Origin of the sequence: Streptomyces ossamyceticus (genome assembly GCF_001418475.1) — a bacterium.
GTDB lineage: Bacteria > Actinomycetota > Actinomycetes > Streptomycetales > Streptomycetaceae > Streptomyces > Streptomyces ossamyceticus.
Map to the genome: position 1 here is coordinate 1 of NZ_LIQX01000687.1, position 16,341 is coordinate 16,341.

Below are 16,341 nucleotides of genomic sequence, written 5' to 3' on the forward strand. Positions count from 1 at the left end.
ACGGCCTGACCGTGCTGCTCGGCCCCGCCTCCGATGTGGGCCGCGCGCTCGCCGCCGGGCGCCCCGACCGTGCCGCGAAGCTCCTCGGCCCCTGGCGGGAGCGGTTCGGTGACGCCCTGCGGCTGGAGACGGTGTGGCACGGCCGCCAGGGCACCGGCCCCGGCTCGCTGCGGCTGGCCGCCCGGACCGTGGGCTTCGCCGCCGAGCAGCGGATCCGCCCGGTGCTCAGCAACGCCGTCCGGTACGCCGACCCCGGTACGGGTCCCGTCGCCGACGTGCTGGACGCGGCCCGCCGGCTGGTCCCCGTCGACCCCCGGGGCGAGCTGGACTCCGGGGAGGCCTGGCTCAAGGACGCCGGTGCCATGCTGGCCGCCGCCGAACGGATCGTCGAGGCCGCGGGCTACCGCCGGGACACCGCGTACCGCCTGCTGGAGCAGACCCGCGCCACGGCCGCCGAGTGCCTGGTCGACCCGGAGGACGACCTCGGCCTCGGCACCGTCCACTTCCCCGAGCCGCACCTCGTCGGCGCCGGCCGCCGCACTGCCCAGCGCGTCCTCGCCTCACGGGCGGCGGCGGGCATGCTGCGGCTCGGCTACGACACCCGGCGCGACTACTGGGAACGTGTGCACCAGGAGCTGGGCGTCATCGCCCACCACGGCTTCGCCTCCTACTTCCTCACCGTCGCCCAGGTCGTCGACGACGTACGGCGGATGGGCATCCGGGTCGCCGCGCGGGGTTCCGGCGCGGGTTCCCTCGTCAACCATCTCCTCGGGATCGCGCACGCCGATCCCGTCGAGCACGGGCTGCTGATGGAGCGGTTCCTGTCCAGGCGCCGGGTGGTGCTGCCCGACATCGACATCGACGTGGAGTCCGCGCGCCGGCTGGAGGTCTACCGCGCGATCATCGGCCGCTTCGGCGCCGAGCGGGTCGCGACGGTGGCGATGCCGGAGACGTACCGCGTCCGCCACGCCGTCCGCGACGTGGGCGCGGCCCTGTCCATGGACCCCGCCGACATCGACCGGATCGCCAAGTCGTTCCCGCACATCCGGGCCCGCGACGCCCGCGCGGCGCTGGAGGAACTGCCCGAGCTGAGGAAGCTGGCGGGGGAGAAGGAGAAGTACGGCAGGCTGTGGGAGCTGGTCGAGTCCCTCGACGCCCTGCCGCGCGGGGTCGCCATGCACCCCTGCGGGGTCCTCCTGTCCGACTCCTCCCTCCTCGCCCGTACGCCGGTGATGCCGACCAGCGGCGAGGGGTTCCCCATGTCGCAGTTCGACAAGGACGACGTCGAGGACCTCGGGCTGCTCAAGCTCGATGTGCTGGGCGTGCGGATGCAGTCGGCGATGGCGCACGCGGTGGCCGAGGTGGAGCGGGCGACGGGGGAGCGGGTCGACCTGGACGCGCTCGACTTCGAGCGCGGTGAGGGCGACCCGGCCACGTACCGGCTGATCCGGTCCACCGAGACGCTGGGCTGCTTCCAGATCGAGTCGCCCGGCCAGCGGGACCTGGTGGGGCGGCTCCAGCCGTCGACCTTCCACGATCTCGTGGTCGACATCTCCCTGTTCCGGCCCGGTCCGGTCGCCGCCGACATGGTGCGGCCGTTCATCGCGGCCCGGCACGGACGGGCGCCGGTCCGCTACCCGCACCCCGATCTGGAGGCGCCGCTGCGGGAGACGTACGGCGTCGTCGTCTTCCACGAGCAGATCATCGACATCGTGCACCTCATGACCGGCTGCGGCCGGGACGAGGCGGACCGGGTGCGGCGCGGGCTCTCCGACCCCGAGTCGCAGGGGCGGATCCGGGTGTGGTTCGCGCAGCACGCCGCGGCGAAGGGGTACGACGCCGACACGATCGCCCGGACCTGGGAGATTGTCGAGGCGTTCGGCTCGTACGGCTTCTGCAAGGCGCACGCGGTGGCCTTCGCGGTGCCGACGTACCAGTCGGCGTGGCTGAAGGCGCATCACCCGGCGGCGTTCTACGCGGGGTTGCTCACCCACGACCCCGGGATGTACCCGAAGCGGCTGCTGCTGGCGGACGCGCGGCGGCGGGGAGTGCCGATCCTTCCGGTGGACGTGAACCGGTCGGCGGCCGCCCACCGTATCGAACTGGTGTCTGAATCAAGGGGGTCGGAGAGGCCCACCTCGGAGGTGCCTGCCCGGTGGGGGCTGCGGTTGGCCCTGTCCGATGTGCACGGCATCAGCGAGGCCGAGGCGGCGCGGATCGCGGACGGGCAGCCGTACGCCTCGCTGCTGGACTTCTGGGAGCGGGCCCGGCCGAGCCGTCCGCTCGCCCAGCGGCTGGCCCAGGTCGGCGCGCTGGACTCCTTCGGCGCCAACCGGCGCGATCTGCAGCTCCACCTCACCGAACTGCACCGGGGTGCCCGGGGCATGGGCGGCGGCGGGGGACAGCTCCCGCTGTCCGGCGGCCGCGGCACCGCCCCGGCCGGGCTGCCCGACCTCTCCTCGGCGGAACGGCTCAGCGCCGAGCTGGGCGTGCTGTCGATGGACGTCTCCCGCAACCTGATGGACGACCACCGCGCGTTCCTCGACGAGCTGGGCGTGGTGTCGGCGCGGCGGCTGCGGGAGGCCCGCCACGGGGAGACGGTGCTGGTCGCGGGCGCCAAGGCGGCGACCCAGACCCCGCCGATCCGCTCCGGCAAACGGGTCGTCTTCACCACCCTCGACGACGGCACCGGCCTGGTCGACCTCGCCTTCTTCGACGACTCCCACGAGGCGTGCGCCCACACCGTCTTCCACTCCTGGCTGCTGCTGGTGCGCGGAGTGGTGCAGCGGCGTGGCCCGCGCAGCCTCAGTGTGGTGGGGTCGGCCGCCTGGAACCTCGCCGAGCTGGTGGAGCTGCGGCGCGAGGGCGGCCTCGACGCGGTCGCCCCGCGACTGGCGGAGCCGGCGCCCCCGAGCGGCGGCGACCCGACGCACGGCCGCCGTATCCAGCTGCCCACCGGCTACGAGATGCACCCGTGGGCCGATCTGCGGCCCGCGGGCGAAGAGCCCTCGAAAGTACGGAAGTTGTGGCACCAGAGCCCAGGGAGTGCGGGATGACCATCCTCTGCGTACGTTTCCAGCTGCCGCCGAAGTACGAGGCCGCCCTGCTCGGGCTGCTCGGTCTGCTCGAGGACCTCACCCCGGTCGTCCAGGCGCTGCCGCCCGACGGCGCGCTGGCCGATCTGCGGGGCGCCGAACGGTACTTCGGCCGGGACGCCGAGGAGCTGGCCCGGTTGATCCGGGTCCGTGCCCTCGCGCTGTACGGCATCGACTGTGTGATCGGCGCCGGGCCCGGACCGCTGCTCGCCCGGATGGCCCTGGGCCAGGCCGAGCCCGGCGAACCGTGTGCGGTCCCCGAGGGCCTGGTCGTGGACTTCCTCGCCGAGCGGCCCGTCGCCGCGCTGCCCGGTGTCGGCGCCGCGACCGCCCGCACCCTGTGCGAGTACGGCCTCGACACCCTCGGCCGGGTCGCCGCCGCGCCCCTGTCCACACTCCAGCGCCTGGTCGGCGCACGGACCGGCCGCGAACTGCACGAGAAGGCGAACGGCGTCGACCGCGGCCGGGTCGTCCCCAACGCCGTCTCCCGGTCCCTCGCCGCCGAACACCCCTTCCCGCACGACGAGCTGAACCCGGACCGGCACCGCCGCGCGCTGCTCCTCGACGCCGAGGAGCTGGGCTCCCGGCTGCGCGCCCTGGACAAGGTGTGCCGCACCCTCACCCTCACCGTCCGCTACGCCGACCGGTCCTCGACGACCCGCACCCGCACCCTCCCGGAGCCGACCGCCCACTCGCCGGAACTCACCCGCGCCGCCTACGGGATGTACGGCGCCCTCGGTCTCCAGCGCGCCCGCGTCCGCGCGATCGCCCTGCGCGCCGAGGGGCTCACCCCGGCCGAGGAGGCCTCCCACCAGCTCGCCTTCGACCCCGTCGACGACAAGCTCCGCCGGATCGAGGAGGTCGCGGACCGGGCGCGGGCGAAGTTCGGCCCGCGCGCGATCCTGCCGGGGACGCTGGCGGCGTGACACCCGCCGGGGTGTCAGTTGGCCCACGGCGGCACGATCCGCGTGCCGTCGGCCAACTCGGCCTCCAGGCCCAGGGAGGTGGTGACCCAGGTGACGGCGGTCTGTGCCGTCGGGTTCTCCACGGTGAGGGTCGCCCCCGCGTTGATGATCAGGGTGTCGCCCGCCCCGACGCGCTCGGTGCGGCCGTCGAGCGTGACCAGCAGCTCCCCGTCGAGCAGATGGAGGATCTCCTCCTTGGTGACGGTGTGGGCGGGCGCCTTGGTGCCCGCGGGGATCTCCCCCCGCCAGGCCGCCAGTTCCCTGCTGCCGGTGCGGGGTGTGGCGTACGAGACGAAACGGGCGCCGTGGATCTCATGGGCGACGGCGTCGGACGAACGGACTACGGGCATGGGTGGCCTCCTGAGTAGATGGTCAAGCAGCTTGACTATATGAATCGATAGTCAAGCAGCTTGACCAATTCGTCAAGGGTGTTTCAATGCCGTCATGCAGAACTCCGAGGCCCTCGGGCTCACCGCCGCCCTGCTCGCGGTCGCGGGCGAACTGACGCAGCGCATCCATGACGGGGTCGTCGCCCGCGGCTTCGAGGGACGGCCCGCGTACGGGTTCGCGTTCACCCGGCTCGCCCCGGACGGCGCGACGGTCACCGAACTCGCCCGTCATCTCGGAGTGACCAAGCAGGGCGCCAGTCAGCTCGTCGAGGAGCTGGTCGCCAAGGGGTACGTCGAGCGCCGGCCGCACCCCCGTGACGCCCGCGCCCGGCTGGTCGTGCTGACCGAGCGGGGATGGGCCTGCACCCGGGCCGCGGAGGAGGCGGCGGCCGAGGTGGTCGAGGGGTGGAGCGGCGCGCTCGGCGGGGAAGCGGAAGTGCGGGCGCTGCGTGAACAGTTGGCGCGCATCGCCCCCTGTGGCCCCATCCGGCCCGCCTGGTGACGGTTTAGCCGTCCTATATCAGCGTCCACGGGCACCGCTTGAAGTTTTTACTGACGCGTAACTTCCCAGTTTTACTACCCGCCCGTAACTTGGCTGGATAAGAACAGCATCCTCGTGATCCGGATCACAGGGCGAACGCCGTCGCACGTCCCTTGAGCCGCAAGGAGATCACTCGATGCTGCCCTGGAAGCGCCTGATCGGACCGCTGGCCGCCCTGCTCCTCGCCGCCGCGGCGACCACCGTCCCCGCCACCTCCGCCGCGGCCGCCGACACGGCCGCCACCTCCAGCCGTGGCTGGAACGACCACGCGTGCAAGCCGTCCAGCGCCCACCCCCGCCCCGTCGTCCTCGTCCACGGAACGTTCGCCAACTCCGTCGACAACTGGCTGGGCCTCGCCCCGTACCTGGTCAACCGCGGGTACTGCGTCTACTCGCTCGACTACGGACAGCTCCCCGGCGTCCCCTTCTTCAACGGCCTCGGCCCGATCGACAAGTCGGCGCGACAGCTCGACACCTTCGTCGACCAGGTGCTCGCCTCGACCGGTGCCGCCGAGGTCGACCTCGTCGGCCACTCGCAGGGCGGCATGATGCCCCGCTACTACCTCAAGTTCCTCGGCGGGGCGGCGGAGGTGAACGCCCTCATCGGCATCGCCCCCTCCAACCACGGCACCACGCTGGGCGGCCTCACCCAACTCCTCGACTACTTCCCCGGCGCGGGCGATCTGCTGTCCACCGCCACACCCGCCCTCGCCGACCAGGTCGTCGGCTCCCCGTTCCTGACGAAGCTCAACGCTGGCGGCGACACCGTGCCCGGCGTCACCTACACGGTCCTCGCCACCAAGTACGACGAGGTCGTCACGCCCTACCGGTCCCAGTTCCTCGACGGCCCGAACGTACGCAACGTCGTCATCCAGGACCTGTGCGCCGCCGACCTCTCCGAGCACGCGGCGATCGGGCTCCTCGACCGCATCGCCTTCCACGAGGTCACCAACGCCCTCGACCCGGCCCACGCCACTCCGACGACCTGTCTGTCGGTCCTCGGCTGACACGTGCACACACGCCGGGTCACCCGTGGCGCGGGTGACCCGGACGTACACCGCCGGGACCTGTCCGGCCTGAGCCGCCGGGCAGGCCCCGGAGTCCGTCAGCCGCCGTGCCGGCCGCCCCTGGCCGCACGGCGGCGGGCCGCGGCGAACAGCAGCGAGGATCCCGCCGCCAGGACCGCCGCGCCGCCGAGCGCCACATACGGGGTCACGTCGTCCCCACCCGTCTCGGCGAGGTTCTCCCGGGCGCCGGCGGGCTCCGCCGCGCCGGGTGCGTCACCGCCGTCGACCGGTCCGTCCGCCGAACTGGCGGACGTGTCCTCGGCGTCCGCCCCGGCGGAGGACTTCGCGGACCTGGCCGGGGTCGGGTCCGTCGTCGTGGCCGCGTCGTCGTCACCGTGGCCGCCGTGCTCGACGGTCGACTTGTCCGCGCCGTCCGCGATCTGCTCGTCGGAGGGCGCGCTCGGCGGCGCGGACGTCTCGCCGCCGGAGCCGGAGCCGGAGCCGGAGCCGGAGCCGGAGTCTGTGTCTGTGTCTGTGTCTGTGCCTGTGCCTGTGCCTGTGCCGCTGAAGGTGACGTCCGAGCAGGAGTAGAACGCCTCCGGGCTGTCCGAGCGCTGCCACACCGTGTACAGCAGATGTCTGCCCGAACGCCGCGGGAGCGTCCCGGAGAACCTCTGGAAGCCGCCTGACGCGGCCGGGTCGGTGGATGTCGCGACCGGGTGCGCGAGATCCAGGTCGTCCCACGCGAGCGGCCGGGAGGGGGCGTACCCGGGTTTGGTGACGTACACCGTGAACGTCCCCTTGTGCGGCGCGGTCACCCGGTACTCGAACGTGTACGAGCCGCGGCGCACGCTCGTCGCCGGCCAGTCGGCGCGGGCCAGGTCGAGGCCCTTGAACGCCTCGTTCCCCGCGCTGCACAACTCCCCGTCCGGTACGCGCTCCTGGTGCCGGCCGGCGACATCGCCGATCCGTACGCCGTTCCAGTCGTACAGCGCCTGTGTGCCCCCGGCCGCGACCGCCGCCCGGCACGCCGCCGACCGAGGGTTCTCGGGGCCCTCCGCGTAGCACTGCGCCACCCGGCTCACCGGGTCGCCCAGCGAACCGTGCGCCGCGGCGGACCCGGCGGCGCACACGGTCAGGGCGAACGGGGCGGCACCGACGACACCGGCGGTGACGAACGCGGCGGCCGCGCGGCGGGCAGCGGGCATGGCGGTACTCCTCGAAGCGGTTCCGGGATTCCGGGTCCACCGGGCGGGCCGGGTTTCCGGTCGATCAGCAAACTAGCCCCAGGGAACCGCGACATCGCCTGCTGAGGGCGGGTGCGGGAGATCCTTATGGTCGCGTTAAGGATGGGCTAACCGAGGGCTCAGAAAGAGTGGCCGCGGAGCCGTCGATGATCCCGTTCTTACCCGGGCGCGGAACAATACGACCGCCTACGACAGTTGACGACCGGTTGACGACTGGTCGGAGTGACGAAGAGGAGCACCCATGACCGACGTACGGGGAACGACCGTGGACATCCCCACCCTGGACGGAACCGCCGACGCCTACTTCGTCCGTCCCGACGACGACGCCCCGCACCCCGCGGTGCTGTTCTACATGGACGCGTTCGGACTGCGGCCGCACCTGAGGGCGATGGCCGACCGGCTGGCAGCGGCCGGCTACGCGGTCCTTGTGCCCAATGTCTTCCACCGCAGTGGACGCACCCCGGTCTTCGACCTGCCCGACTTCATCGACCCCGGCGCGCGCCCCGAGCTGTGGGACCGGATCCTCCCCGTGATGCTGGCGCTGACACCGGACCTGGCGGTGCGGGACGCCGAGACCTACCTCACATGGCTGGCGGACAGCCCGCACACGACGGACGGGCCCGTCGGTGTCACCGGCTACTGCATGGGCGCCGGTCTCGCCCTGCGCACCGCGGGCGCCTTCCCGGAGCGGGTCGCGGCCGTGGGCGGGTTCCACGGGGGCCGGCTGGCCACCGACGCCCCGGACAGCCCGCACCTGACGGCGGACCGCATCACCGGCGAGGTGTACCTCGGGTACGCCGACAACGACTCGTCCATGCCGCCGGAGCAGATCGAGCTGCTCGACAAGACGCTTGACGAGGCGGGCGTCACCCACCGCACCGAGGTGTACGCGGGAGCCCCCCACGGCTACACCCAGGCCGACACCGCCGCCTACGACGCCGAGGCGGCGGAACGCCACTGGACGGCCCTGCTCGACCTGCTCGGCCGCACCGTCGGGCGCCCCCGCTCATGACGGACGGGACGGTCGGCGAGGGCATCAGAAGGGCGGTGCTCGCGGACGTCGACGCCGTGCGGGCCGTCACGGACGCCGCGTTCCGGCCCTACATCGAACGCATAGGGCTCGTACCGCGGCCCATGCAGGCGGACCACGCGGCGAACGTGGCCGCGGGCCGCGTCTTCGTGACCGGCGACCCCGTGACCGGCCTGGTGGTCGTCGAGGCACACGACGACCACCTGTACCTCGATGTCATCGCCGTCCACCCCGACGCCCACGGACGGGGCGTCGGGCGACGGCTCCTGGACTTCGTGGACACGCACGCGCGTGCTCTTGGTCTGCCCGAGATCAGGCTCTGCACGAACGCGATGATGTGGGAGAACCGGAAGATGTATCCGAGGTTCGGATATGAGGTCGTGGAGCGGCGGGTGGAGGGGGCCTACGACAGGATCCACTACCGCAAGCGGCTCGGCTGAGGGGCCGGGGCGGGGTCAGCCGTCCGGCCACCAGGTGCGCGCGATGTCCTTCCGCACTTCCCGGCGCTCGACGGGGCGCTCGTCGGCTTCTTCCCGCACCCGGCGGGAGTCGGACTTCCTCAGGGGCTTCTGCACGGTCGTACGGCGCATGGCTGCCTCCTTGCGTCTACCGTGTTCCGCGATTTCACGGAGGTAGACCTCTTCCGGGAGCGTTACTCATCGGGTCGTGCTGTGTCAGTGGCGGCTGTCACCCTCGGGGCTGTCAGTGGCAGGTGTCACTCTGGCGGCATGACCAACATCGACGACGGTGAAACCTCCCGGAGCCCCGAAACCGCGAAGAACTCCGCGAAGAAGTCCGTGCCGAACGACCCGCCCCGGCCCGTCGACTGGGAGGCGCAGGCAGCCGTTTTCGACGACGAACCCGATCACGGCCTGCGGGATCCCGTCGTCCGGGAGGCGTGGGCGGCCCGCCTGCGGGACTGGCTGCCGCGCCGCCCCGCCGACGTCCTGGACCTCGGCTGCGGCACCGGCAGCCTGTCGCTCCTCGCGACCGGACAGGGGCACCGGGTGACCGGCGTGGACTCCTCCCCGGCCATGGTCGGCCGCGCCCGCGCCAAACTCGCCGGGCACCCGGCCGTGTTCCTCGTCGGCGACGCGACGGCACCGCCTGTCGGCGAGGAGCGCTTCGACGTCGTCCTCGTCCGGCATGTCCTGTGGGCCCTGCCCGACCCGGCCCGCGCTCTGCGCCACTGGTGCGGGCTGCTGCGGCCCCGGGGACGCCTCGTGCTCGTCGAGGGCGTGTGGGGGACGCTCAGCCCGGTCGGGATACCCGCCGAGCGGCTGCGCGGGCTGCTCGCGCCGCTCGTCTCCGACGCGGCGGTGGTCCGGCTCGACGACGACGCGCGGCTGTGGGGCAAGCAGGCCGAGGACGAGCGGTACGCGGTGGTCGCGGACCTCTGAGCCGCCGGGCGTGTGTCCTCGCCCGTTTGTCTCCCGGTCAGCTCAGCAGGGCCGTGAAGCCGCCCTCCTCCGCGAGGAGTTCCAGCTCGTCCAGCGCGGCCAGGGCCGCCGCCGCGGCCTCCGGGTCGGTGGTCAGGAGCCCGCTGTCCGCGAACTCGTCCTCGTCCAGGCGCACCACGGCCGTGCCGTCCGCGGAGCGCCACAGGTCCAGGTCGAGGTCCTCGACGACGAGTTCCCCGCCGGACCGCACGGCGGGACGGGTGATGTCGCAGTACCAGCCCTTCAGGCCGCCCCGCGCGTCGCGAACCTCCTTCACGGCGTACCACCGGTCGCGCCAGTAGTACTCGGTGAAGACGTCACCGGGCTCGAACCGCACGAAGCCGAAGTCCCGCACCCCGGGGCTCGCCCAGTCGGCGCTGACGACGACCCGGACGCCGTCGTCGCCCAGCAGCCGGGCGGGATAACGGATCTTCGTGCGCCCCGCCTTCAGCAGGACGACCTCCAACTCGCCGGTCGGCTCAGTCGAGTTCCCGGACATGGCGTACCTCCGTCGCACACACTTCGTAACCGAACCACTTGTTGATCGCGATCATCGGCCCGTTCCCGGCGTCGTTGCCGGTGAACGCCTCCGCGTAGCCGGCGGCACGGGCGCGGTGCAGGGAGTCGTTCTTGGCGAGCTTCGCCAGGCCCCGGCCGCGGAAGGCGCGGGCCGTGCCCGTCATGCCGGTGGAGTAGCGGGTCCCGCCGTCCGTGCGGGCCGCGGTGAACGCGGCCGGTGTGCCGTCCACCACGACCACCGTGCTCAGCGCGTGGTCGAGCAGCGGATGGCGGAAGGTCCCGGCGAGCCACTGCTCGTAGTCGTCCAACTCGGCCCCGACATCGCCCGGTTCGTCCGCCGTGGTCTGCGCGTCCAGCGCGAACAACGGGCGCGGGTCGTCGGCGAAGTCGGCGACCGTCCGCAGCTCCACGCCGGCCGGCGGCTCCCGCAGCGGGGGCAGGGTCCCGGTCGTGAGGTCCAGCCGCAGGAAGTGCGCGGACCTGCTGCCCGTGTAGCCGCGCCGCTCGGCGAACGCCCGGTCGTCCGGGGTGTCCAGCACCCACGAGAACAGCCGCTTCGCCCCCGCCGCCGCGAGCCGCTCCTCGGCGGCGCGCACCAGCAGGGAGCCCGCGCCCCGGCGCACGCGCTCCGGGTGCACATACACGTTGAGGTAGCCCTGACCCGGTACCGGGCTCTCGTGGGCGATGCCCAGCTGCGCGGTCCCGATGACCTCTCCGTCCGCCTCCGCGACCAGACGCCCGGCATGGGCCTCGGGGGCCGCGTGGGTGGCCTCGTGGACGACCGCCTCGGGGGTGCTGACCAGGAAGGGGAGGGCGCGCCCGCGTACGTCGGCGAAGGCCCCGGTGTCCGAGGGATCCGCGGTCCGGAGGTCGCGCACGATCACTGTCATGGGGTCGCACGGTACGCGGACGGTGTCGCCGGTCGCCTCCGAATTTCCGGCGGGCGTGCGACGACGTTTCCGGCGGGCGTGCGACGACCAAGGCCGGTGCGTACGGGACAATCGCCGCGTGACCTTGAACATTCGCATCGTGGAGGGGGGCGCGCCCTACGAGCAGGTGCGCGCCCAGATCTCGGAGCAGGCCCGGTCCGGGGCGCTGCCCGTGGGGTACCGGCTGCCGACCGTGCGGGGGCTCGCCGAGCAACTCGGGCTCGCGGCCAACACCGTCGCCAAGGCGTATCGCGCGCTGGAGACCGACGGGGTGATCGAGACACGGGGACGCAACGGCACGTTCGTGGCCGCCGCCGGGTCGGCCGCGGAGAAGGAGGCGGCGACGGCCGCCGCGGGGTACGCGGAGCGGGCGCGGCGTCTGGGCCTCGGCGAGGCGGAGGCCCTCGCGGCGGTCCGGGACGCCCTGCGGGCGGTCTATGGCGACTGAGCGGCCCGGCGGGGGCGTCAGCCGGGCAGCCGCTCCGGGGTTCTCGTCACCGTCAGCCCTGTTCTGCGGGCCGCCCGGGCGAAGGTCATGGCGTCCAGCACGGCCGCCGCGTGGGGGTCGTTGTTGAAGTAGGCGTGGACGTCGGCGCTGTCGGGCCAGGTGGCGGCGATGCGGTGGACCCAGGTGGTGAGGGCCTGGCGGCCGTAGTGGGGCCAGGTGTGGGCGCGGCCGACATGGAAGCGGACATAGCCCCAGTCGGTGGTGCGCCACAGCGGCGTCGCGGGGCGGGAGCGGACGTCGGCCCAGCACAGGGCGGCGGAGCGGGCCTCCAGGACGCCGCGCACCTCGTCGGTCCACCACGACTCGTGGCGGGGCTCCACGGCGACGCGTGTCCCGGCGGGGAACCGCGCGAGGCAGGCGTCGAGGAGGGGCGGGTCGGCGCGGAGGGTCGGCGGCAGCTGGAGGAGGACCGGACCCAGCCGGTCCCCGAGGCCCTCGGCGCGGCTCATCAGGCGCTCCACGGGTTCCTCGGGGTCCTTGAGTCGCTTGATGTGGGTCAGGAAGCGGCTCGCCTTCACCGCGACGACGAAGCCCGGCGGGGTCCGGTCGTGCCAGGCCTCGAAGGTCTCGCGGGACGGCAGCCGGTAGAAGGCGTTGTTGTTCTCCACCGTGGCGAAACGCGCCGCGTACTCCTCCAGCCAGAGGCGGGTGGGGCAGCCCTCCGGGTAGAAGGCGCCACGCCAGTCCTTGTACTGCCACCCCGACGTGCCGACGAACAGGGTCATATCTCCATCAAAGCACCCGGACGCCGGACCGACACCCAAAGCTCCGAGGCACCGGCCGGCCGACTGTCCCAAGGCCCCGCGGCACCCGGCGGCCGGGCCGCGGTTACAGGTACAGCCCCGCGTCCGCGCCGCCGCGCGGTTCCGGGAGGGACGTGGGCGAGGTGCCCCGGCGCAGGGCGTACAGCTCGGCCAGGGTCGCGCCCTCGCGGCCCACGCCCTCGTCCGTGCCGAGCCAGCTCACCGCCTCCTGGCGGGTCAGCGCGCCGACCTCGATCCGGGCGAGACAACGGCCGGGGCGGACGACGGCCGGGTGCAGCCGCTCCAGGTCCTCGTTGGTGGTGACGCCGACCAGGACGTTGCGGCCCTGGCCGAGGAGGCCGTCGGTGAGGTTGAGCAGCCGGGACAGCGCCTGGCCGGCGGTGTGCTTGGCCTCGCCGCGGATCAGCTCGTCGCAGTCCTCCAGCAGGAGCAGCCGCCAGCGGCCCTTGCCGGTGGCGTCCTCCTCGCCGATCGCGATGTCCATCAGATAGCCGACGTCGGAGAAGAGGCGCTCGGGGTCCAGGACACAGTCGACCTGGCACCAGTCCCGCCAGGAGCGGGCCAGCGTCCGCAGGGCGGAGGTCTTGCCGGTGCCGGGCGGACCGTGCAGCAGCAGGAGCCGGCCCGCGATGTCCTCCGGAGTCGTCTTCATCAGACGGTCCATCGCGTCCGCCACCGGCGCCGTGTAGTTGGGCCGCACCTCTTCCCAGGTGCCCGCCGAGATCTGCCGCGTCGTACGGTGCGGGCCCCGGCGCGGCGAGACGTACCAGAAGCCCATCGTCACGTTCTCCGGCTGCGGTTCGGGCTCGTCGGCCGCGCCGTCCGTGGCCTCGCCCAGCACCTTCTCCGCCAGCTCGGCGGTGGTCGCCGTCACGGTGACGTCCGCGCCCCGGTTCCAGCGGGACACCAGCAGCGTCCAGCCGTCGCCCTCGGCGAGGGTCGCGCTGCGGTCGTCGTCCCGCGCCACGCGCAGGACGCGCGCGCCCGGCGGCAGCAGGGTCACCCCGGTGCGTACCCGGTCGATGTTCGCCGCGTGCGCGTACGGCTGCTCGCCCGTCGCGAAGCGGCCGAGGAACAGCGCGTCGACGACATCGGACGGGGAGTCGCTGTCGTCGACGTTGAGCCGGATCGGCAGAGCGTCGTGTGGGTTCGCAGACATGCCGCCATGATCCGTCACGGAGGGCTCGCAGTGCATCCGCTTTGCGTGGCGAGTCGGTTGTCGGTGACGGAACCTCCCCCACCGCCGCCCCGCGCCGTTACTGTTGCCCATGATGCGACGGCATGGGTGGAATTCGGGGGACCGGCGGTGGCGGCTCACCGCGCTCCTCGGCGTGGGGGCGGCCGTGCTGGCCCTGATCGTGACCCTGCTCAACACACTGCCCGGCGACGGCGGCACCGCCGGCACCTCACGCGACGGCGACAAGGTGCACGGCACGCCCGCCGTCCCGCCAGCCGACCTCGGACCCGAGGTCGGCTGGGGCTTCACCCACACCCAGTTCAGCGCGGACGAGGGCAGCCGGGCCGCCGTCGAACGCGTCGAGAAGCGCCTCGGTGAGCGGCCCCTGCCGCAGATCCAGCACATCATGGGCTGGGGCGCCGGCAACCCCGAACCGGTCGAGGGGCGCTACGACTTCGAGGAGATGGACCGGCGTATCGACTTCGTCCGCGCCACCGGCGGCACGCCCGTCGTCACCCTGTGCTGCGCACCCGACTGGATGAAGGGCGGAAAGTCCGGGGCCGGCGACACGGACTGGAGCCAGTCCTCCCTGGAGACCGCGCCCGAGCCCGAGCACTTCCAGGACTTCGCCGACCTCGCCGCGACCGTCGCCCGGCGCTACCCGGACGTGCGGCACTTCGTCGTCTGGAACGAGTTCAAGGGCTTCTGGAACGACGCCGAGGCCCGCTGGGACTACGAGGGCTACACCCGCCTGTACAACCTCGTGTACAAGGCCCTGAAGAAGGTCGACAAGGACCTCATGGTCGGCGGTCCCTACCTCGTCATGGACAGCCTCGACCCCCGGCAGAAGCAGGACGCGTCGACCTCCCTGAAGGGCCCCTGGGGCGCCATGGACCAGCGGATCCTCGATGCCTTCGACTACTGGGACAAGAACAGGGCGGGCGCGGACTTCGTGGTCGTCGACGGCTCCAGTTACACCGCGGACGACGAGCTGCTGCCGGACGAGTTCGCGGCCACGGAGAAGTTCACGGCGGTGAGCGAGTGGGTGCGGCAGCGCTCTCCGGGGCTGCCGCTGTGGTGGGCCGAGTACTACGTGGAGCCCGCCGACGCGAACGACGACCGCCGCGGCTGGTCCGAGACCCGGCGGGTCGCCGTGCAGGCCGCCGGGCTGATCGGCATGGCGAAGGGCGGCGCGACCTCCGCGTTCTACTGGAACCCGGAGGAGAAGAGCGGGGAGTGCCCCGGATGCCTGTGGACCCCCACCGACACCAGCGACGGCGGCAGGGCGCTGCCCATGTACGACCTGCTGGCCCGGTTCGGCGCGGAGTTCCCGCCGGGCACGAAGTACGAGACGGTGTCGGTGGCCGCCGACGACCGGCCGAACGTACGGGTGCTGGCCGACGACGACGCCGTGCTCGTGGTCAACACCCTCGACCGGAAGATCAGCGCGAAGATCGACGGGCGGCGGTTCGAGATGGGGGCGTACGAGGTGCGGTGGCTCAAGCGGTGAGCCCCCTCCTCAGTCCCCTTACGGGGCACCCCCCATCGTCAGGAACCGCTGCACCAGTGACGCGAGCAGCAGGGCCAGCAGCGGCAGGCTGAACCAGAAGCTGCCCTGCAGCCAGCGGAGTTGCCGGACGCTCGGGCGGGCCGCCACGCGTACCACCTCGCGGGTGGTCAGCAGCACGATCAGGGCGATCGTCGCCAGACCGCCGACCACGGACCACGGGGTCCAGGTCACCTGCGGGCCGATCGGTCCGGGATCGGGCGCGGGGGCCTTACCCGTCTGACCGCGCAGGGCGAAGATCGTCGCGTCCTCGTCGGCGAAGACCTTCTTGAGTTCCTTGCGCGCGTCGAGGTTGCGGATGAGCCGGGCATCCCAGTTCGGGGGGTAGCCGGAGTCCAGCTGGAGGGACGTGGCCTGGCCGCGGTTGACGATGAGGTAGGAGTGCGGGCCCGCGTCCTTGAGCGACTTGACCAGGCCCGACACCAGGACCGGGTCGACCGGTGCGAGCGTCGGCACGTACTCGACCTTCTCCATGTCCCGGGCGCCCCACGGCAGCGCGGGCGTCACCGATTCGACCGGGTCGTCGCTGAGCCAGAGCAGCCGTACGGTGGGCTCGTCGTGGGCGTACACGTACTCCATGGCGGCGACCTCGCCGGTGCGGACGCGCTCGAAGGGCTCGTTGCCCCAACGGGCGACGAGGAAGCCGCCGATGAGGACGAGGCCCGCCACGAGGGCGGCCGCCGGGGCGAGGCTCCGCCGGTCCCTGGCGCGTTCCTCGGTGGTCGCGCCGGAGCGCGGGAACAGGGCGAGCGCGGCGAGCAGCGCGGCACCCGGCAGGGCGAACATGAAGACCCGCAGGGCCATCTCGCCGCCGTACGACTGCATCCCGAAGCCGAGGAACGGCACGAAGGTCAGGACGAGCAGGGAGCGTTCGCGGTACCTGTTCGAGCGGCGGCGCAGGAAGCCGTAGCAGGCCAGCAGCATGACCAGGCCGGCCAGGGCCACGCGCGCGTACAGCACGAGTTTGTGCGTGGAGCTTCCCTCGCCGATACGGCCGGACACCGAGGACGTGACGTTCCCGCCGACGCCGCCGACACCACCGAAGAGTTCGTCGAAGTGGCCAGACCAGTACGGCTCGGCGAGGAAGCCCACCCAGACGGCGACGAGGACGGCGAACAGGAGGGGCAGACCGCGCAGTTCGCAGCGGCCGACCAGGACGAGGACG

Annotated in this window: 16 protein-coding genes and 1 pseudogene; 9 read left to right on the forward strand and 8 right to left on the reverse strand. The window is 72.8% G+C overall.

Annotated elements, in window-relative coordinates; translation table 11 throughout:
* Window positions 1-3,056 (forward strand): DNA polymerase III subunit alpha (locus AOK15_RS36600; RefSeq protein WP_055522864.1); only part of this gene is annotated, 3,056 nt, incomplete at its 5' end.
* Window positions 3,053-4,021, forward strand: coding sequence for a DNA polymerase Y family protein (locus tag AOK15_RS36605; protein ID WP_055522866.1), 969 nt, complete (start codon window positions 3,053-3,055; stop codon window positions 4,019-4,021). The genes AOK15_RS36600 and AOK15_RS36605, both read left to right, overlap by 4 nt.
* A gap of 14 nt (window positions 4,022-4,035) precedes the next feature.
* Here the strand turns inward: AOK15_RS36605 and AOK15_RS36610 are convergent, their stop codons facing one another.
* Window positions 4,036-4,410, reverse strand: a complete 375-nt coding sequence (locus tag AOK15_RS36610; RefSeq protein ID WP_055522868.1) for a cupin domain-containing protein — start codon at window positions 4,408-4,410, stop codon at window positions 4,036-4,038.
* A gap of 94 nt (window positions 4,411-4,504) precedes the next feature.
* Between AOK15_RS36610 and AOK15_RS36615 the strand changes: the two genes are divergently transcribed.
* Window positions 4,505-4,951 carry a MarR family winged helix-turn-helix transcriptional regulator gene (locus AOK15_RS36615; protein ID WP_055522870.1) on the forward strand — a complete coding sequence of 149 codons (447 nt, stop codon included), beginning with the start codon at window positions 4,505-4,507 and terminating at the stop codon, window positions 4,949-4,951.
* Between the two features lie 175 nt (window positions 4,952-5,126).
* Complete coding sequence (locus tag AOK15_RS36620; RefSeq protein ID WP_055522871.1) at window positions 5,127-5,996, forward strand: esterase/lipase family protein; 870 nt, start codon at window positions 5,127-5,129, stop codon at window positions 5,994-5,996.
* A 98-nt stretch (window positions 5,997-6,094) separates the two neighbouring features.
* On the opposite strand, the gene AOK15_RS36625 is transcribed toward AOK15_RS36620, so the two are convergent.
* Entirely contained in the window at window positions 6,095-7,204 is a 1,110-nt protein-coding gene (locus tag AOK15_RS36625; RefSeq protein WP_055522873.1) for a lytic polysaccharide monooxygenase auxiliary activity family 9 protein, read from the reverse strand.
* A gap of 280 nt (window positions 7,205-7,484) precedes the next feature.
* On the opposite strand from AOK15_RS36625, the gene AOK15_RS36630 reads away from it, so the two are divergent.
* Together AOK15_RS36630 and AOK15_RS36635 are read left to right on the forward strand one after the other, a co-directional pair.
* The gene (locus AOK15_RS36630) at window positions 7,485-8,255 is read left to right on the forward strand and encodes a dienelactone hydrolase family protein (protein ID WP_055522875.1); all 771 of its coding nucleotides are present in this window, start codon (window positions 7,485-7,487) and stop codon (window positions 8,253-8,255) included.
* Window positions 8,252-8,713 (forward strand): GNAT family N-acetyltransferase, encoded by a 462-nt coding sequence (locus tag AOK15_RS36635; protein WP_055522877.1) that lies wholly within the window; start codon window positions 8,252-8,254, stop codon window positions 8,711-8,713. The genes AOK15_RS36630 and AOK15_RS36635 overlap by 4 nt, the downstream gene beginning before the upstream one ends.
* 15 nt (window positions 8,714-8,728) lie before the next feature.
* Here AOK15_RS36635 and AOK15_RS48425 read toward each other — a convergent pair whose 3' ends face one another.
* Window positions 8,729-8,863, reverse strand: coding sequence for a hypothetical protein (locus tag AOK15_RS48425; RefSeq protein WP_258193464.1), 135 nt, complete (start codon window positions 8,861-8,863; stop codon window positions 8,729-8,731).
* A gap of 138 nt (window positions 8,864-9,001) precedes the next feature.
* Here AOK15_RS48425 and AOK15_RS36640 point away from each other — a divergent pair, with 138 nt between their 5' ends.
* Window positions 9,002-9,673 carry a class I SAM-dependent methyltransferase gene (locus AOK15_RS36640; RefSeq protein WP_055522879.1) on the forward strand — a complete coding sequence of 224 codons (672 nt, stop codon included), beginning with the start codon at window positions 9,002-9,004 and terminating at the stop codon, window positions 9,671-9,673.
* Between the two features lie 37 nt (window positions 9,674-9,710).
* On the opposite strand, the gene AOK15_RS36645 is transcribed toward AOK15_RS36640, so the two are convergent.
* Together AOK15_RS36645 and AOK15_RS36650 are read right to left on the reverse strand one after the other, a co-directional pair.
* The gene (locus AOK15_RS36645) at window positions 9,711-10,211 is read right to left on the reverse strand and encodes a ribonuclease FAU-1 family protein (protein WP_055522881.1); all 501 of its coding nucleotides are present in this window, start codon (window positions 10,209-10,211) and stop codon (window positions 9,711-9,713) included.
* The gene (locus AOK15_RS36650; protein ID WP_055522882.1) at window positions 10,192-11,121 is read right to left on the reverse strand and encodes a GNAT family N-acetyltransferase; all 930 of its coding nucleotides are present in this window, start codon (window positions 11,119-11,121) and stop codon (window positions 10,192-10,194) included. Before AOK15_RS36650 ends, AOK15_RS36645 begins: the two co-directional genes overlap by 20 nt.
* A 118-nt stretch (window positions 11,122-11,239) precedes the next feature.
* On the opposite strand from AOK15_RS36650, the gene AOK15_RS36655 reads away from it, so the two are divergent.
* Window positions 11,240-11,608, forward strand: a complete 369-nt coding sequence (locus AOK15_RS36655) for a GntR family transcriptional regulator (RefSeq protein WP_055522884.1) — start codon at window positions 11,240-11,242, stop codon at window positions 11,606-11,608.
* Window positions 11,609-11,625: 17 nt separating this feature from the next.
* Here the strand turns inward: AOK15_RS36655 and AOK15_RS36660 are convergent, their stop codons facing one another.
* Window positions 11,626-12,393 (reverse strand): DUF72 domain-containing protein, encoded by a 768-nt coding sequence (locus AOK15_RS36660; RefSeq protein ID WP_055522886.1) that lies wholly within the window; start codon window positions 12,391-12,393, stop codon window positions 11,626-11,628.
* A 103-nt stretch (window positions 12,394-12,496) separates the two neighbouring features.
* A complete protein-coding gene (locus AOK15_RS36665) occupies window positions 12,497-13,591 on the reverse strand; it encodes a DUF5925 domain-containing protein (RefSeq protein ID WP_055522887.1) in 1,095 nt (364 codons plus the stop codon).
* A 112-nt stretch (window positions 13,592-13,703) separates the two neighbouring features.
* On the opposite strand from AOK15_RS36665, the gene AOK15_RS36670 reads away from it, so the two are divergent.
* Complete coding sequence (locus tag AOK15_RS36670; protein ID WP_055522889.1) at window positions 13,704-15,119, forward strand: GH39 family glycosyl hydrolase; 1,416 nt, start codon at window positions 13,704-13,706, stop codon at window positions 15,117-15,119.
* A gap of 18 nt (window positions 15,120-15,137) precedes the next feature.
* On the opposite strand, the pseudogene AOK15_RS47925 reads toward AOK15_RS36670, so the two are convergent.
* Window positions 15,138-16,341: pseudogene (locus tag AOK15_RS47925) on the reverse strand (lipopolysaccharide biosynthesis protein); the annotation flags it as partial.

Excerpts from the sequence above, each read along its gene's own strand:
- AOK15_RS36665 (WP_055522887.1), bottom strand. The coding sequence starts at position 13,591 with ATGTCTGCGAACCCACACGACGCTCTGCCGATCCGGCTCAACGTCGAC.
- AOK15_RS36650 (WP_055522882.1), bottom strand. The coding sequence starts at position 11,121 with ATGACAGTGATCGTGCGCGACCTCCGGACCGCGGATCCCTCGGACACC.
- AOK15_RS36605 (WP_055522866.1), top strand. The coding sequence starts at position 3,053 with ATGACCATCCTCTGCGTACGTTTCCAGCTGCCGCCGAAGTACGAGGCC.
- AOK15_RS36625 (WP_055522873.1), bottom strand. The coding sequence starts at position 7,204 with ATGCCCGCTGCCCGCCGCGCGGCCGCCGCGTTCGTCACCGCCGGTGTC.
- AOK15_RS36635 (WP_055522877.1), top strand. The coding sequence starts at position 8,252 with ATGACGGACGGGACGGTCGGCGAGGGCATCAGAAGGGCGGTGCTCGCG.
- AOK15_RS36645 (WP_055522881.1), bottom strand. The coding sequence starts at position 10,211 with ATGTCCGGGAACTCGACTGAGCCGACCGGCGAGTTGGAGGTCGTCCTG.
- AOK15_RS36670 (WP_055522889.1), top strand. The coding sequence starts at position 13,704 with ATGCGACGGCATGGGTGGAATTCGGGGGACCGGCGGTGGCGGCTCACC.
- AOK15_RS36640 (WP_055522879.1), top strand. The coding sequence starts at position 9,002 with ATGACCAACATCGACGACGGTGAAACCTCCCGGAGCCCCGAAACCGCG.
- AOK15_RS36660 (WP_055522886.1), bottom strand. The coding sequence starts at position 12,393 with ATGACCCTGTTCGTCGGCACGTCGGGGTGGCAGTACAAGGACTGGCGT.
- AOK15_RS48425 (WP_258193464.1), bottom strand. The coding sequence starts at position 8,863 with ATGCGCCGTACGACCGTGCAGAAGCCCCTGAGGAAGTCCGACTCCCGC.
- AOK15_RS36615 (WP_055522870.1), top strand. The coding sequence starts at position 4,505 with ATGCAGAACTCCGAGGCCCTCGGGCTCACCGCCGCCCTGCTCGCGGTC.
- AOK15_RS36620 (WP_055522871.1), top strand. The coding sequence starts at position 5,127 with ATGCTGCCCTGGAAGCGCCTGATCGGACCGCTGGCCGCCCTGCTCCTC.
- AOK15_RS36610 (WP_055522868.1), bottom strand. The coding sequence starts at position 4,410 with ATGCCCGTAGTCCGTTCGTCCGACGCCGTCGCCCATGAGATCCACGGC.
- AOK15_RS36630 (WP_055522875.1), top strand. The coding sequence starts at position 7,485 with ATGACCGACGTACGGGGAACGACCGTGGACATCCCCACCCTGGACGGA.